This is a genomic window from Candidatus Clostridium radicumherbarum (assembly GCF_045310525.1).
Taxonomy (GTDB): Bacteria; Bacillota; Clostridia; order Clostridiales; family Clostridiaceae; genus Clostridium_AT; species Clostridium_AT radicumherbarum.
Map to the genome: position 1 here is coordinate 210,435 of NZ_JBJHZY010000001.1, position 16,782 is coordinate 227,216.

17 protein-coding genes are annotated in these 16,782 nt (G+C 33.6%); 16 read left to right on the forward strand and 1 reads right to left on the reverse strand.

Annotation, left to right across the window (positions count from 1 at the left end; all coding sequences use genetic code 11):
• Positions 1-58: 58 nt before the first annotated feature.
• The 6 genes from ACJDUH_RS01100 (at position 59) to ACJDUH_RS01125 (ending at position 6,316) form a co-directional block, all read left to right on the forward strand.
• Positions 59-301: a CDGSH iron-sulfur domain-containing protein gene (locus ACJDUH_RS01100; protein WP_406763308.1), complete on the forward strand. Its 243-nt coding sequence runs from the start codon at positions 59-61 to the stop codon at positions 299-301.
• Positions 302-741: 440 nt separating this feature from the next.
• Positions 742-1,449 carry a TMEM165/GDT1 family protein gene (locus tag ACJDUH_RS01105; protein WP_406763309.1) on the forward strand — a complete coding sequence of 236 codons (708 nt, stop codon included), beginning with the start codon at positions 742-744 and terminating at the stop codon, positions 1,447-1,449.
• Between the two features lie 78 nt (positions 1,450-1,527).
• A complete protein-coding gene (locus ACJDUH_RS01110) occupies positions 1,528-2,397 on the forward strand; it encodes a cation diffusion facilitator family transporter (protein ID WP_406763310.1) in 870 nt (289 codons plus the stop codon).
• Between the two features lie 208 nt (positions 2,398-2,605).
• Positions 2,606-4,078, forward strand: coding sequence for an FTR1 family protein (locus ACJDUH_RS01115; protein ID WP_406763311.1), 1,473 nt, complete (start codon positions 2,606-2,608; stop codon positions 4,076-4,078).
• Positions 4,078-4,506 carry a hypothetical protein gene (locus ACJDUH_RS01120; protein ID WP_406763312.1) on the forward strand — a complete coding sequence of 143 codons (429 nt, stop codon included), beginning with the start codon at positions 4,078-4,080 and terminating at the stop codon, positions 4,504-4,506. Before ACJDUH_RS01115 ends, ACJDUH_RS01120 begins: the two co-directional genes overlap by 1 nt.
• 76 nt (positions 4,507-4,582) lie before the next feature.
• Positions 4,583-6,316, forward strand: coding sequence for an ABC transporter ATP-binding protein (locus ACJDUH_RS01125; protein WP_406763313.1), 1,734 nt, complete (start codon positions 4,583-4,585; stop codon positions 6,314-6,316).
• A 74-nt stretch (positions 6,317-6,390) separates the two neighbouring features.
• On the opposite strand, the gene ACJDUH_RS01130 is transcribed toward ACJDUH_RS01125, so the two are convergent.
• Positions 6,391-7,365 (reverse strand): DUF1259 domain-containing protein, encoded by a 975-nt coding sequence (locus ACJDUH_RS01130; protein WP_406763314.1) that lies wholly within the window; start codon positions 7,363-7,365, stop codon positions 6,391-6,393.
• A 156-nt stretch (positions 7,366-7,521) separates the two neighbouring features.
• On the opposite strand from ACJDUH_RS01130, the gene ACJDUH_RS01135 reads away from it, so the two are divergent.
• The 10 genes from ACJDUH_RS01135 (at position 7,522) to ACJDUH_RS01180 (ending at position 16,779) form a co-directional block, all read left to right on the forward strand.
• On the forward strand, positions 7,522-10,107 hold the full coding sequence (locus tag ACJDUH_RS01135; protein ID WP_406763315.1) for an amino acid permease: 2,586 nt from the start codon (positions 7,522-7,524) through the stop codon (positions 10,105-10,107).
• 229 nt (positions 10,108-10,336) lie between these two features.
• On the forward strand, positions 10,337-10,609 hold the full coding sequence (locus ACJDUH_RS01140; RefSeq protein ID WP_406763316.1) for a metal-sensing transcriptional repressor: 273 nt from the start codon (positions 10,337-10,339) through the stop codon (positions 10,607-10,609).
• Between the two features lie 25 nt (positions 10,610-10,634).
• A complete protein-coding gene (locus ACJDUH_RS01145) occupies positions 10,635-11,702 on the forward strand; it encodes a DMT family transporter (RefSeq protein WP_406763317.1) in 1,068 nt (355 codons plus the stop codon).
• Between the two features lie 97 nt (positions 11,703-11,799).
• The gene (locus ACJDUH_RS01150) at positions 11,800-12,240 is read left to right on the forward strand and encodes a MarR family winged helix-turn-helix transcriptional regulator (RefSeq protein ID WP_406763318.1); all 441 of its coding nucleotides are present in this window, start codon (positions 11,800-11,802) and stop codon (positions 12,238-12,240) included.
• 17 nt (positions 12,241-12,257) lie between these two features.
• On the forward strand, positions 12,258-13,073 hold the full coding sequence (arsM, locus tag ACJDUH_RS01155) for an arsenite methyltransferase (RefSeq protein ID WP_406763319.1): 816 nt from the start codon (positions 12,258-12,260) through the stop codon (positions 13,071-13,073).
• A gap of 9 nt (positions 13,074-13,082) precedes the next feature.
• Positions 13,083-13,577 (forward strand): arsinothricin resistance N-acetyltransferase ArsN1 family A, encoded by a 495-nt coding sequence (locus ACJDUH_RS01160; protein WP_406763320.1) that lies wholly within the window; start codon positions 13,083-13,085, stop codon positions 13,575-13,577.
• 232 nt (positions 13,578-13,809) lie between these two features.
• Entirely contained in the window at positions 13,810-14,139 is a 330-nt protein-coding gene (locus ACJDUH_RS01165) for an ArsR/SmtB family transcription factor (protein WP_406763321.1), read from the forward strand.
• Entirely contained in the window at positions 14,139-14,486 is a 348-nt protein-coding gene (arsD, locus tag ACJDUH_RS01170; protein WP_406763322.1) for an arsenite efflux transporter metallochaperone ArsD, read from the forward strand. Before ACJDUH_RS01165 ends, arsD begins: the two co-directional genes overlap by 1 nt.
• Positions 14,487-14,565: 79 nt before the next feature.
• Positions 14,566-16,308, forward strand: coding sequence for an arsenical pump-driving ATPase (gene arsA / locus ACJDUH_RS01175; protein ID WP_406763323.1), 1,743 nt, complete (start codon positions 14,566-14,568; stop codon positions 16,306-16,308).
• 48 nt (positions 16,309-16,356) lie between these two features.
• Positions 16,357-16,779 carry an arsenate reductase ArsC gene (locus tag ACJDUH_RS01180; protein ID WP_406763324.1) on the forward strand — a complete coding sequence of 141 codons (423 nt, stop codon included), beginning with the start codon at positions 16,357-16,359 and terminating at the stop codon, positions 16,777-16,779.
• Positions 16,780-16,782: the final 3 nt, after the last annotated feature.

Below are 16,782 nucleotides of genomic sequence, written 5' to 3' on the forward strand. Positions count from 1 at the left end.
ATAATATAGAAATTTGTCTTATTGAAATTATTTAATAATTAATAAAGGAGAGATGAAAATGGATGAAAAACCTGTAGTAGCACAAAAATCCCCAATTCCTGTAGAACTTAAGAATGGTGAAACTTATTACTGGTGTTCCTGTGGAAGAAGCGGAAAACAACCTTTTTGTGATGGAACACATAAGGGTACTTCCTTTGATCCACTAGCATTTACGGTGGAAAAAGATGAAACAGCTTATCTATGTGCATGCAAATATACTAAAAATCCACCATATTGCGATGGAACTCATAAAAATTTATAAGAAATTGGTTTAAAAATTTTTGTCCATTTGATGCACTCCAATTTCTTAAAGTATTTTATACAATTGCATCTAATGAGCTGCATAAGAAACCTTACTTAATATGGAAAATGATTGACAAAAGATGTAATTTAAAGTATAATCATTTTATCAAATAAATAAATTTAGTTAAGAGGGAGTAACTACCTTGTAAAAGGTGATAAAGTCAACATACTGACCTTTGGTCTGGCTTTATCGTAACTATTTTAGTTAAGTGAGACTTTTAGCACAATGTTTTATTGTGTTAAAAGTCTTTTTTGATGTTGTTAATTAAAGTATCAAGAAAGACTTTTAACATTATGTATTTACGTTGTGTTAGAGGTCTTAATTTTTATAAATTTTAAATGAGATTTATAGGAGGGTAGGGTTAATTAAAAACTATTTATTTAATTGGAGGATGAAGAATGGCAGTATTTATTAAAGCTTTATTACTTGTAGTAGTTGCAGAAATGGGAGATAAAACACAACTTCTTGCTATGGCTATGGCCGGTAAATATAAAGCTAAACAAGTTCTTTTGGGGGTTTTAATAGCAACTATTTTAAATCATGCGCTTGCAGTAGCAGTAGGAAGTTATTTAAGTTCAATGATACCAATGAATGTTGTAAAAATAGCGGCAGCAGCAGCCTTCATAGCCTTTGGTCTTTGGACTATACGAGGAGACAAATTAGAGGATGAAGAAGATAAAAAAGTAAAGTTTGGACCAATTGTTACTGTTGCTATTGCTTTCTTTTTAGCTGAAATGGGAGATAAGACTCAGCTTATGACTATAACTATAGCAGCGGAAAATAACCAACCCTTATTTATTTTAATGGGAACTACTGTAGGAATGCTTGTTGCGGACAGCATCGGTATTTTAGGCGGAGTATGGATGTGCAAACATATACCAGAAATATATATAAAGTGGGTAGCTGGAATCGTATTTATGTTCTTTGGAACAATAACTTTATATAGTTCTGTACCAACTGTATTATTAAGTCCTTTATATATAGTTCTATTTTTAGCCTTTTTAGGAGCACTTATATATTTATTTGGAGTAAAATTTGCCTACTTCGGTCAAGTGTGCGACGCGGCACTGCCTAAAGAAGGGGCTTCAGTAGAAAACATCAATTAAAAAAGTATTTTATTAATCAAGGAGCTAAATGATTGATAATCATTTAGTACAGTATAAGGAATACATGGAGGGAGAAATATGGAGGAAAAGTATAATGGCTTAAAGCTTGCAGAACGAGGTGCACGTGTAAGTATTATTGCATATATTTCGCTATCTTTCTTAAAGCTTGGGATCGGGTATTTATCTGGTTCAAAGGCCTTAACCGCTGATGGACTTAACAATACAACAGATATTGTGGCTTCACTAGCAGTATTAATAGGACTTAAGATTTCAAGAAAACCAGCAGATGATGATCACCCATATGGACATTTTAGAGCAGAGACTATTGCCTCTCTTATAGCTTCCTTGATTATGATAGCTGTTGGATTAGATGTTTTATATAATGCAGTTCATTCCATAATTTACTTTAAAGCACAAGCACCAGATTTAATATCTGCAGTAGTGGCAGTTTTTTGTGCTACAGCGATATACCTTGTTTATCGTTATAATAAAAAAATAGCCATAAAGATAAACAGCTCTGGCCTTATGGCTGCTGCTAAAGACAACCTTTCAGATGCATGGGTTAGTATAGGCACTGCAGTAGGTATTACGGCTTCTCAATTTGGTTTACCTTGGATAGATCCTTTAACAGCAGTAATAGTTGGTGTATTAATTGTGAAAACTGGCTTTGATATTTTTAAAGAAGCATCACATAATTTAACAGATGGATTTAAGAAAGAAGAACTAAATAATATAACTCAAAATATAAAGAAAGTCCCGGGCGTAAAAAAGGTTAAGGATATAAGAGCAAGAGTGCATGGTAATAATATTCTTCTTGATGTAATTGTTGTAGTTAGTGCAGAATTAAGTGTAATTGAAGGACACAGAATTACAGAAAAGATTGAAGAAAATCTTAGAAAAGATTTGAATATCACCTATGTAATTGTTCATGTTGAGCCTGATGTTTAAATTATAAATAAAAAAATAATGCCAAAGTTACACGCTTTGGCATTATTTTTTATTTTATACTTGACTATTTTAGTAAGATATCGTAATATTAACAAGGGCGTGATAATGAGTATCAATTGCACGTGTTAAATATTATCATATCTCAAATACATATTATTAATGTGGACAATGAAATCTTAATAACAAAATCTTAAGGAGCTGAGACAATATGCTAAAAAAAATTATGCATTTCCTTTTATTTTCACTACTATCTATTTTCTTTCTAGCTGCACCAGTACTAGCCTCAGATATAAATTCATCTCTAAAGGATGCAAATCAGGTACTAGACAAAGTAAATAATCTTGTTAATTCTGGAGATTTAGCTGCAGCGAAAGAAAATTTCGCGTCATACAGTAAAGATTGGATAAACTATGAAGATACGATTAAAACACAGTCAAAGCAAGCTTACGGTGATATAGAAGGAAAAATGGGGATGGTACAGTTTCTATTCTCACAAGAACCTGTTCAAAAGGATAAATTGCTAGCTGCTCTGAAAGATTTAGAGGAAACTAACGAAAGCTTTATTCAAGGAAAGTATAATGTTTCAGCTACTGAGAAAAATGTTAATAAAACTCAAGTTAAAGATTTAGTTACTATCTTAGAAAATGCTAAGAAGCAAATTAAAGATGGACATAACGAAGCTGCCTTAAAATCTATGCAAGATTTTAGTTCAAAGTGGCTGGATGTTGAAGGAGTTATTTTAACAAAATCTCAGAAAATATATAATGATGCTGAAAAGGATATGGTAACCTCAAAGGCATATCTATCAGTAGAACCAAAGCAGCCAGATAAAGCATTAAAGGTTATTGAAAGAATGATTGGTTACATGTCTCAGGTTGCTGGTGACAATTCATACAGTATTTTAGATGTTGTCACAATTATTCTTCGTGAAGGTTTAGAAGCACTATTAGTTGTTGTAGCACTACTTGGATTTTTAAAGAAATCAGGAAATGAAGAGAAAAAGGGATGGATTTATGGTGGTGTAGTTATAGGATTAGCAGTAAGCTGTATTATAGCTGTACTAGTTAAAGTCTTATTTAGTTCAGGAACCTTTGGAAATAACAATTTCTTAATTTCTGGATGGACAGGCGTATTTGCAGCAATAATGCTGATTTATGTAAGTTACTGGCTTCACAGTAAATCAAGCGTAAATGAGTGGCAGGATTACATTCATAATCAAAGTACAAAAGCACTCGCTGCAGGAAGTTTGTTCTCCTTAGGATTTTTGTCCTTTTTAGCAGTATTTAGAGAAGGAACAGAAACAGTTTTATTCTATATAGGAATGGCATCTTCAGTAGGATTACCTGTGCTTCTGGGAGGTATAGCAATAGGTGCTGGAATATTAGTGCTTATAGCTTTCCTGATGTTAAAGGCAGGATTACGTATTCCAATGAGGCCATTTTTCCTAATCTCAAGTATTCTTGTATTTTACCTAGGACTAAAGTTTACTGGTCTTGGAATTAACAGTTTGCAAAATGCAGGAATTATTCCTGCTGCTTCAAGTGACTATTTACCAACTATATCTTGGCTGGCTGTCTACCCATCCTGGCAAAGTGTTGTACCGCAAATTGTTTTAGTGCTAGCAGCTATAGTTATGGTAGTTAAAAATAATATTAACGCAAAAAAATTGGAGGCTAAGTAATGAAAAATTTAAAAAGTCTAGTAGTATTAACAGCATTAGTAACAGCACTTACACTTACAGGATGTGCATCAAAGAATACCGATCAGCAAAGCCAATTAAAGGAACAGCCTAAGGTAGAAGAAACACAAAAGACAATTACTATAAGTGAGGGCTCTCAGAATATGCGCGCAGCATTAAAGAATATGAAAGCACTTATGACTGCTAAAGACGAAGATGGAGCAATAAAAGAAGGATCAAAGTTAGAAGCAAATTGGAAGTTATTTGAGGATAATGTTAAAGATAAGAACAAAGATCTGTATGAGAAAGTAGAAGGTCCTCTTGATATAATTAATGCCGGAATAAAAATAAAGCCGCTGGATACAAAAACCTTAAATACTGCAATAGATTCCTTGGATAATACACTTTCTGAAGTTGAAAAGATACAGTAATTATTAACAATTACATTTTCTTGCTTGTTGGTATATAATATAATTTGTGTTTTTGTATCAATAAGGGGGGATTTTATTGAAAACTATAAAGAAGTTTATAAGCTATTATGGACCTTATAAGGGAATGTTTTTTATGGACATGTTTTGCGCCCTGGTATTATCAGCCATTGATTTGGTGTTCCCTATTATAGTAAGGTTTCTTTTAAATGATGTTTATATTAAAGATAAAACTACCATAATAAGATATGTTTCAATGATTGGTGCAGCTTTACTACTAATGTACGTAATAAGATATTTTTGTCAATATTATATAACCTCCTGGGGACATATAATGGGAGCTAGAATGGAAGCAGATATGAGGAGTGATATTTTTAGTCACCTACAGAGGTTGTCCTTTTCCTATTATGATAATACAAATACTGGGAAACTTATGTCAAGAATAGTCACAGATCTTTTCGATATATCAGAGCTTGCCCATCATGGTCCTGAAGATGTATTTATATCTCTATTAAAAATTGCAGGCTCCTTCATTATCCTTATGGGTATCAATGTTAAAATCACTGCAATATTATTTTTTATAACATTAGCAATGCTTTATTTTTCAGTAAGATATAATAAAAAGATGAAGGAAACCTTTAGGGAAAATAGAGAAAAAATAGCCATAGTAAATGCTCAGGTTCAGGATAGTCTATCTGGAATAAGAGTTGTGAAGTCTTTCTCAAATGAGCATATTGAAAATAAAAAATTTCAAAAAGGAAACAATGAATTTTTAAGAAGCAAAGAAGATAATTATAGTCTTATGGGCAGATTTTTCAGTATGAACGGTTTCTTCCAAGGGATTTTATATCTTTCTGTTGTATTGTTTGGTGGTATATTTATTAGTATGGGAAGTGTACAAGTCTCAGATTTAGTAATTTATATTTTGTATATTAATATATTCTTAAATCCTATAGATAAGCTTGTGAACTTCACAGAGCAATATCAAAGAGGACTATCAGGCTTTGAAAGATTTTTAGAGGTTATAAATACTTACCCGGACATTGTTGATAAAAAGGATGCAAAAGAGCTAATTAATCCAAAGGGAACTTTAGAATTTAAAAATGTTACCTTTAGCTATAATAATAAAAATACCATATTAAATGATATTAATTTAAAAATAGAGGCAGGAAAAACAGTAGCAATTGTTGGTCCATCCGGTAGTGGAAAAACAACCTTTTGCAGTATAATTCCTAGGTTTTATGAGATAGATGATGGAAATGTAACCATAGATGATATAGAAATAAAAGATATAAAATTAAGGTCTCTTAGAGGGAACATTGGTATAGTGCAGCAGGATGTTTATATGTTTGCAGGAACCATAAAGGAAAATATAGCCTATGGCAAACCTAATGCTAGTGATGAGGAAATAATTGAAGCTGCTAAGAGGGCTAATGCCCATGAATTTATTATGGGTCTTGAAGAAGGATATAACACCTATGTAGGAGAAAGAGGAGTTAAGCTTTCAGGAGGTCAAAAACAGAGAATATCTATAGCTCGAGTGTTCTTAAAGAATCCACCAATATTGATATTAGATGAAGCTACCTCTGCACTTGATAACGAAAGTGAAAAGTTTATTCAGCTTTCTCTAGAGGAGTTAGCTAAAAATAGAACTACAATTGTAATAGCACATAGATTAAGCACTATAAGAAATGCAGATGAGATTTGCGTATTAACTGAAGATGGCATAAAGGAAAAAGGAACTCATGAAGAATTATTAAAAGACAATGGAATTTATGCTGAACTTTATAATATGCAATTTGAGGCAATTTAAAATTATATTTGAGTTTGCAGGTTTTGGTTTATATATTCACCAACCTGCAGACTCATTATTTTTATTAATGAGAGTTATCTAGCTAAATTAAGTACAGATTTAAATGTTTGAGCTAAATGTTCTGGTCTGTCTACTGACCAAAAGTGCATGAAGAATAGTCGTGGAACTTCAGTCAGCATATGATTGTGAATAGCTGTTACAGCAATATTATTCTTCATAAGAAGGCTTGCAACCGGATTTACTTCATTTGCTAATAAAACAAAATCACCAGTTGTAGCCACTTTATCTCCTACAGATTGAAAATTAATACCGTGTGATATTCCCATAGCTGGTGATAACTGATGACCATCTTCTGTAATTACAATGGATCTCGGAAATGATAACTGAAGCACCTTACCCTTATGTGTACCTTTTCGTCCTAAAATATTTTCTATTATATTCCAGTCAATTTGTGATGGAGGTTTCTCTTTCGATACAAATGGCGTTGCTGTTTGAGAAAGAGCATTTTTTACGTCCTGGGCAAGTTTAACTGATTCTCCTTCACCTTTAATATGCATATACATAATTCTTGGCTGTTCATGCTGCAAATGATTATGCAGAGCTGTTACTTCAATTCCGTTTTCAAATAAACTAGACATGACAGGACCAACCTCATCCTCCAGCAAAACCAAATCTCCCATGACCATACTGTGACTTTCTAATTGATTAAATGCCACCCAAGAAGTGAGAGCCAGATCAGGCTCTATTATTATATTATCTATTCTGACGGTAAGATCATAACGTGGAAATGTAAATTTTATAACTCCACCTGAGGTAGTACCTTCCTGTGAAAAAATCTTTTTTATATTATTTAAATCATGCTCCAATCTATAATTTCTAAAACTTAAGTCTCTGCTTGATTCAGTAATTGGAATTAACAGTTCTTGCCTTTCAAACATTTGATACGGGCAAAAAATATTATTAAACATTGCAAGCATTTGAGCACTTATTCCAAAACGATGTGCAACAGTATAAAGTGTATCTCCATTTTGAACTTTATAGGTTATCATGAAGCTTCTCTCCTAATAATTAATAAATATCCTTTATTATTCTATTCGCTTATTTATAGATAAGTTACTAAGAATCACTACGAAATGAATAACAAAACCAATATTTTGTAATAATGAATAGAGAATATACCAATTACGTGAAAGGGAATGAAGTTTATGGCAGAATCAAATTCTAATTCTAAAGGCAGCGGTAAAGAAAGTTTGGGGAAAATAACTGCACTGCTTCTTACTTCGGCAATGATGGTTGGCACTGGAATATATACAACATTGGGTGCAGCCACAGCAAAAGCACAAAGCGGTATTCTAATATCAATGATTATTGGAGTGATAATCGTTCTATTAACAGCAATTAGTGCAGCCCAGGTAGGAGTCAATTATTCAGAGGAGGGTGGGGCTTTCATTTGGATGCGTATTTTTGGTTATCCCTCAATAAGTTTCACTGCAGGGATTTCTTATTTAATTAAAGGTATGGTTGGCCTTGGCATTCCATCTCTAGGGTTAGCAAGCTATTCAGCTGTAGTATTTCCAGGATTACCAGTACCATTAGTGGCAAGCATTGCTCTTCTCATTGTTGCTGCTGTGAATTTCTTAGGGATCACACCAACTGCAAAAGTTATAATCGGAATATTTTTTGTGAATTTAGTCTTACTATTATTATATGTAAGCTTTTCTGTTCCAAGTGTTGAGATAAGTAACTTTACACCAATTTTTGGTACTGGAATAACTGGTATAATGAGCGGCGCTGCTGCTTTCTTCTGGTCCTGGGATGGCTTTCAGCGTACAGCAATCATGGCTGATGTAATCAAGAATCCAAAAAAGTCAATTCCTTTTGCAATAATTGGCGGAATTTTAATAACAGCTATTATTTATCTCTTGGTTGCAGGTACTACTTTAGGTGTTCTTGGGGCTGACGCTTTAGGTCAAAGTGATGCTCCATTATTACTTGGTGCTAAGAAGGCAATGTTAGGATGGGGCATAGGGATAATCATATTATCTGTAGGGATATTGACATTTAGTGATATACTTGGCGATATGATGAGTACATCCAAGGTAGGCCATGCAATGGGTCAAGAACATGAATTACCCCATTGGCTTGGTAGAGTGAATAAACAATTTAAGAGTCCTCAATTTGTAATTGTTCTATTGACTATTGTTGGTCTTATACTTATAAACTTGGTTCCGCTGAGAAAGCTTACAACTGTAGCAAGTGCCAGTACGCTCTTTTGGTATATAATTACTAACATATCAGCCTTAAAATTAAATAAGGATCGGCTTTTTGCTTGGCCTATCATTTCCTGGCTAGGTATTGCTGCATGTTTAGCACTTTTCTTTTCACTGCCCCTTTGGAGTACACTTGGTACAATAGGCTTCATTGCACTCCTTGTTGGAATCCGTTGGCTATTCATACGAATAATCCAAAAATCAGTAGTAGATACTGGTGGAAACTGGTCTGTATCCGGTTTAACTTTAGCACAGGGTGATTTAATTTCTGTAACTGCACAGTATGCTGGTGAAACAAAGAGCACAGAAGTAACAAGCATAGTAGCTGAAGCGCCACTTCAAACAACAGCACCGGTAATTTCGAGAAATGTAACAGCAGCAGATACAACTGTAACTGGAAAGGCTCCTTCTGATTCGAGTGTATTGTTTAGCATTAATGGTGTGGCTCAAACAGCAGTTGTGGCTACTGGCGGAAACTGGGCTGTGTCTGGTTTAAAATTATCGCAAGGTGATATTATTTCTGTAACTGCTCAATCTGTTGGTGAAACAGTCAGTACACAAACAACTATGACTGTGGCCCCAGCACCAATTGAAACTTCAGAACCAGCAATTTCTGGAGTAGTAACTGTTGCAGATACAACAGTATCAGGTAGAGCACCCTCAGGTGCAAGCGTAGTACTTAGTGTTAATGGAAAAGCACAACCAGCAGTTGTAGCAGCCAATGGAAGTTGGACCGTTTCCGGTTTAAAGTTGTCAAAAGAAGATTTGATTTCTGTATCTGTACAGCATGGGGATGAAACAGTAAATACATCAACAGAAATGAAAGTTATTACAGCACCACTTCAAACAGGAGAACCATTAATTACTAAAGTAGTAACAGCAGCAGATACAACCGTATCAGGGAGAGCACCTGTCGGAGCAAATATAGTACTTAGTATTAATGGTAAAGCTCAACCGGCTGTTATAGCTACAAGTGGAAAAATTGAGGGGACAGGAGCAACAATGACAGTAGCTGCTGCACCACTTGAAACTGCGGTACCAGCAATTTCTGGATTAGTAACAGCATCAGATACAACAATATCAGGCAGCGCAATTTCAGGTGCAAGCGTAGTACTAAGTGTTAACGGAGTATCTAAATCAGCAGTTGTAGCTACAGGTGGTAACTGGATGGTATCGGGTTTAACTTTATCTCAAAATGATTTGATTTCAGTTACTGCACAGTCCGCTGGTAATGCAGTGAGTTTACCATTAACAACGACAGTAGCACCTGCACCACATCAAACTGCGGTACCAGTTATTTCTGGAATCATAAAATCTGCAGATAAAACAGTATCAGGAACTGCACCTTCAGGTGCAAGCGTAGTCCTTAGTCTCAATGGAAAAGCTCAACCAGCAGTTGTAGCTACAGGTGGTAACTGGATTGTAGCCGGGTTAACCTTGACAAAAGGTGATTCTATTAACGTAACTGCTCAAGCTGTTGGTGAAACAGTAAGTGCCCCAGCAGCGATCCAGGTTCAATAAAATAGAAAGAATTAGTTATATTGACACTGGAGTTTTTTTGAGGAACACATCTTTTATTTCAATGCGATTTCTTATTATTAAAACTTTAATAAAAGTCAAGCAGTAGTACAGTAAGACTGATACTCTGCGTGGCTTTTTTGTTTCTAGGAATATATGGAATAATATTGTGAAAAAGTATATAATAAATATATCCCCTACAGGGGGATAGTAATTTATAGGAGGACATCAAATGAGTGAACATAATCATCCGAATAGTAAAGCGGTAATCAATAGATTATCACGAATTAGTGGGCATGTAGATGCTATAAAACAGATGGTTCGAGATGGAAGGGATTGCAGCGAGGTACTTATTCAAATTTCTGCTGTAATATCAGCTTTAAATAATACTGGTAAAGTAATATTAAAGGATCATATAAATCATTGTGTAAAGGATGCAATTAATAATAATGATGACTCCATATTAGATAACCTTAATAATGCTATAGATAAATATTATAAATAGAGATAATTAATGGAGGTTTTTTTGTATGAATAAAGCAAAAATTTTTCCAATAATACAGGCATTGCTTGCTGCGCTTTTATTTGGTGCAAGTGCACCACTGGCTAAAATACTTCTAGGACAAATAGATCCAGTTCCACTTGCTGCCTTCCTTTACTTAGGGAGTGGAACAGGATTATTGGTATATCAAATGATAATTAATATAATTGACAAAGGAAAAAAAGGAGAAGCACCTCTTTCAAAAAAAGATTTTCCCTGGCTATTAGGAGCAATATTATTTGGTGGGGTAGTTGCCCCTATAATCTTAATGACAAGTCTAAAAATTACACCTGCGTCAACATCAGCCTTACTGCTTAATTTTGAAGGAGTATCTACAACATTAATTGCTTTATTTTTCTTTAAAGAAAGCATAGGAAGAAGAGTTTGGATTGCAGTTATATGTATTACTGCGGCAAGTATATTACTTTCCTGGGACTTTACTAATCAATGGGGATTTTCTTTAGGGGCATTAGGTGTAGTTGGGGCTTGTATCTGCTGGGGAATTGATAATAACTTTACAAGAAATATCTCTTTAAAGAATCCTTATACAATAGTAATCCTTAAAGGTTTTGGAGCAGGTACTTTCTCATTAATTTTAACATTTCTTTTGAAGAATCATATTCCTGAAATAAAAGTGATTTTATTAGCTATGATACTTGGATGCTTTAGTTATGGTTTCAGTATAGTGCTATTCGTCCTTGCCATGAGGAATCTTGGAAGTGCAAGAACAAGTTCCTTTTTTGGAACATCGCCATTTATCGGAGCAATTCTGGCATTTATATTATATCGTGAAGTACCAAGTAATATGTTTATTATTGCATTGCCATTTATGGTACTAGGAACATTCTTTCTGCTAAAAGAGGATCATAATCATAAACATATACATGAGAATTTAATACATGAGCATAGACACTGCCATAATGATAATCATCATAATCATAGCCATTTGCCTGGAGAGGTACCACCTAGCGGTTACCACTCTCATGTACATGAACATGAAGAAATACAGCATGTGCATCAACATACTCCAGATATACACCATAGACATGCTCATTAAGATCAACAAAGTTCTAAAAGAGAGCCTAAAAAGTTTATATGCAAAATAGTTGCAATATGCAACAGTTTTATATTACAATTAATTTAGAGGTGTTAATATGGATAACAAAGAAAGTCATTATTTAAGGGAACTAATAAGGGTTCTTGTTAGAAACCTAGGAATATTAGAAGAGAGTGAGGCCACATGCTGCGGGACAACAATATCTCAATGTCATGCTATCGTTGAGATAGGTAGAGTAAAAGAAATATCGTTAAATGAATTGGCTGAATTATTATCGTTAGATAAAAGTACTATGAGTAGAACTATCAATAAATTAGTAGATTCAGGCTTAGCAATTAGAGAGTTGTATCCTGAAGATAGAAGGTATATATCAATTAAATTAACAAATGAAGGAATTAAAATATTTGATAATATTGAATGCAGCATGGAGCAGTATTATCAAAGTATCTTTACAACTATACCAGAAGAAAAGAGAGAACAGGTATTAGAGAGTTTACAATTAATCATTAATGCAGCAAAACAAAATAAATGTTGTTAATGAAAGGGGCATAAGAAATGGAAAATAATATTAAAGGTAAAGTTAAGACTTATTATGGTGGAATTGCTAGAAAGGTAAGTAATAATTCAAAGGCATCTTGTGGATGTGGAGCTGCTTGCTGTGGTAGTATTAATGACAATTCTGACATTTACACTAGAGAATATTTAGAGGGATTACCAGAGGATGCTGTAGATGCATCTTTAGGATGTGCTAATCCTGTTGCTTTAGCAGCATTTAAACAAGGTGAGACGGTTTTAGATCTAGGCAGTGGTGGAGGAATTGATGCATTTATAACTTCTAAATATGTAAGTGAAGAAGGAAAAGTCTATGGCCTTGATATGACAGATGAGATGTTAGAATTAGCAAATAAAAATAAAGAAAAGATGGGAGTAAAGAATGTAGAATTTATAAAAGGCTATATTGAGGATATTCCACTTGAAAATGAAGTAATAGATGTTATTACTTCAAACTGTGTTATAAACCTTTGTGAAGATAAGGAGGTGGCCTTGAGAGAAGCATATAGAGTTTTAAGACAGGGAGGCAGAATTGCTATTGCAGATATTGTTCAATTAAAAGAAGTTCCTGAGGAAATAAGGCAAAGTGCAGAAATGTGGGTAGGATGTATAGCAGGTGCATTAGACATTAAAGTTTATGAAGATATACTTAAAAAGGTTGGATTTAAGGGAATAGAGATTACACCTGTAAATATATATACGAAAGAAATTATAGAAGAAATAGCGAAACAAAAGAACTTAAAGGACATTTATAGTCAAATAGATGCTGATTTACTAGATAGTGCTTATGCTGGAGCACATGTAAAAGCATATAAGTAGGTGGTTAAAATGGAGTTTAAAACTAGAAAAGCAAAAATTGAGGACATATCATTTATAACTAGAATTTATAATCAAGGCATTGAGGATAGGATTGCTACCTTAGAAACTAGATTAAGAGATATAGATGACATGAAAGAATGGTTTCTCAGCAGAACAGAAAGATATAAGGTAGTTGTAATTGAAGATACTGAAGGAATAGTAAGAGGATGGGCTTCCATAAATATATTTAATTCAAGGTGCTGCTATAGTGGAGTTGGAGATTTATCAATCTATGTAGAAAGAAATATGAGAGGTAAGGGAATAGGAAAGCAGCTTCTAGATTATCTAATAATAATAGCAAAAGAGCAAGATTTTCATAAACTTGTTTTAAGCACATTTGAGCACAATGAAGTAGGCAAAAAGCTTTATAGATCTACTGGATTTAGAGAAGTAGGGACTTATGTAAATCAAGGAATTCTTGATGGCGAATTTGTCAACATTACTATCATGGAGAGACTTTTATAAAAAAATTAATTGATATAATTTACATTAAAATAGTGCAAATCTAATGAAGATTTGCACTATTATTTTTAATTAAATTGTTTTAACAAATAGGAAATAGTGGCATACAATAAATTAATATAGAAGGTAATATATATAAAGTTAAACAAACTTTAGTTTCTAATAATTTAATTGACATTATATAGATAATCATCTATACTATATATAGATAGTTATCTATATAGGAGGTATTTATATGAATATGAATTATGAGGAAAATTCAAAGCTTATAAAAGCTTTATCTGATCCTAATAGATTGCAAATAATTGATATTCTATCCTGTGGAGAAAGATGTGCCTGTGAGATACTTGAAAAGTTTAATTTTACTCAGCCAACACTTTCACATCACATGAAAGTGCTAATGGACTGCGGGTTAGTTAAATGCAGGAAGGATGGATTATGGAGTTATTATTCACTTAATACAACTAATTGTAATAAGCTTATTATATTTCTTATGAATCTAGTATCAGATACAGATGATTGTATCTGTAAAGATAAATCTAAATGCGAATGTGAGGCTAAATGATGAAAAAAATGATTATTTTTGACCCAGCTATGTGCTGCTCTACAGGAGTGTGCGGACCGTCTGTAGATAAAGATCTTTTGAGAGTAGCTACTTTATTAAACAATCTTAAAAGTAATGGTATAGTTGTTGAAAGACACAATCTTACCAGTAATCCACAAATTTATGTTGACAATAAAACAATTAATAGAATGCTCCTTAAGGAAGGAGTAGAAATTCTGCCAATTACTATCGTAGAAGGTGAAGTAGTTAAAACAAAAGCTTACCCTACTAATGAAGAATTTTGCAGCCTTCTTGAAATACCAGCAGATTATTTAAAGATTTCCATAAAAAAACCTTCAAAAGGTTGAGGATGTGGCGATGGATGCTGCTAGGAGGCAGAAAGATTAATAATCTTCATGCACAGAATGAGAAATACAGGAGGGTTACATGTTTAAGGAATTCAATATTTCAGATATTAATTTGACTAAATATTTGTTCTTTACAGGAAAAGGCGGAGTCGGTAAGACTTCAACCGCTTGTGCAGTGGCAGTAACTTTAGCTGATGAAGGCAAGAAAATAATGCTTATCAGCACTGACCCTGCTTCAAATCTTCAGGATGTTTTTAACACTGAACTCAACAATAAAGGGGTAGAAATAAAGGAAGTTCCTAATCTAGTAGTTGCTAACTTTAATCCTGAGGAAGCGGCAGCAGAATATAGAGAAAGTGTATTAGCACCATATAGGGGTAAACTCCCTGAGTCTGTAATAAAAAATATGGAAGAACAGCTTTCAGGCTCCTGTACCGTTGAAATAGCTGCCTTTAATGAATTTTCAGGCTTTATAACTGATGAAAAAGCAGCTTTAGAGTTTGACCATATTATTTTTGATACAGCACCAACAGGCCATACCTTAAGAATGCTTCAGCTACCTTCTGCTTGGAGCAACTTTATCAGCGAAAGCACTCATGGAGCATCATGTTTAGGACAGCTTTCAGGGCTTGAGGATAAAAAAGAAGTTTATAAAAACGCGGTTAAGACGCTATCGGATGGAGAAAAAACAACACTTATACTTGTATCACGTCCGGAAACTTCACCATTAATAGAAGCAGAAAGAGCTTCTAAAGAGCTTCAGGATATAGGAGTTAAAAATCAGCTTTTAATAATTAATGGAGTGCTTAAGGAATCCGATGATAAGCTTTCTCATGCTATTTTTGAAAAACAACAAAAGTCATTAAAGGACATTCCGGTGAGTATTAAAGATATTGAAGCCTTTGAAATACCACTAAGACCTTACAACATAACTGGTCTTGAAAATGTAAGAGCGTTTTTAAAGAATAACAATATTAAATTAAATAAAGAAACACTAAACACTAATAATATTTCTAAACTAAATAATGTTATAGATGATTTATATAATAGTGGGAAAAAAGTTATATTTACTATGGGAAAAGGTGGAGTAGGTAAAACAACTATAGCTGCGGCAATAGCTTTAGGTTTAACTAAAATGGGTAGGAAGGTACATTTAACAACTACTGACCCAGCAGCACACTTAAAGTTTGTATTAGATGAAAGCTGCGGTATTACCTTAAGTAATATTGATGAGAAAGAAGAACTTGCAAGGTATCAAGATGAAGTACTAAGTAAAGCTAGAGAGACAATGGGAGAGGACGATATTGCTTATGTAGAAGAAGATCTAAGGTCTCCTTGTACCCAAGAAATTGCAGTATTCAGAGCTTTTGCAGAAATTGTAGAAAGATCAGAAAATGAAATTGTAGTTATTGATACTGCACCAACAGGCCATACATTATTACTTTTAGATTCAACTCAAAGTTATAATAAAGAAATACAGCGTTCACAAGGAGATATTCCGGAGTCAGTTAAAAAGCTTTTGCCTAAGCTTAGAAATGAAGAGGAGACAGAAGTTATTATAGTAACTCTTGCAGAAGCAACTCCTGTATATGAGGCTGAAAGGCTGCAAAGTGACCTTAGTAGAGCAGGTATTCTTAGCAAGTGGTGGGTTATAAATTCAAGCTTCTATGCAGCTAATACAACCAACGCCATATTACAGGTAAAAGCAAGTAATGAAGTACAATGGATTAATAAGGTGAATGAAATATCTCATGGTAATTTTGCAGTTATAGAATGGCTTCAGGATGAAGTTAAAGGAGAAAAGCTAGAAGATTTATTATAGTGAATTACTTAATTTAATTAAAATTAACTGTACGGAGGATGATTTTTTATGAAACCAAAAGTTGCCTTTATTTGTGTTCATAATTCATGTAGATCCCAAATGGCAGAAGCACTGGGAAAGCTTTATGCTGCAGACATGTTTGAGTCATATTCTGCAGGGACAGAACTTAGAGATAAAATAAATGAGGATGCTGTAAGAATAATAAAAGATTTATACAATATCGATATGAATAAGACACAAAAGTCTAAACTTCTTACAGATTTACCGGATGTAGATATAGTAGTTAAAATGGGTTGTAATGTAGTTTGTCCATTCTTACCTTCAAGGCATGAAGAGGATTGGGGTTTAGAAGATCCTTCAGGTAAAAGTGATGAGGAATTTATTAAAACTGCTAAGAAGATAGAGGAAAAAATTAAAGATTTAGCTCAAAGAATTAAGAATAAAGAAATAAATTATGATGAAGAAATTTAATAG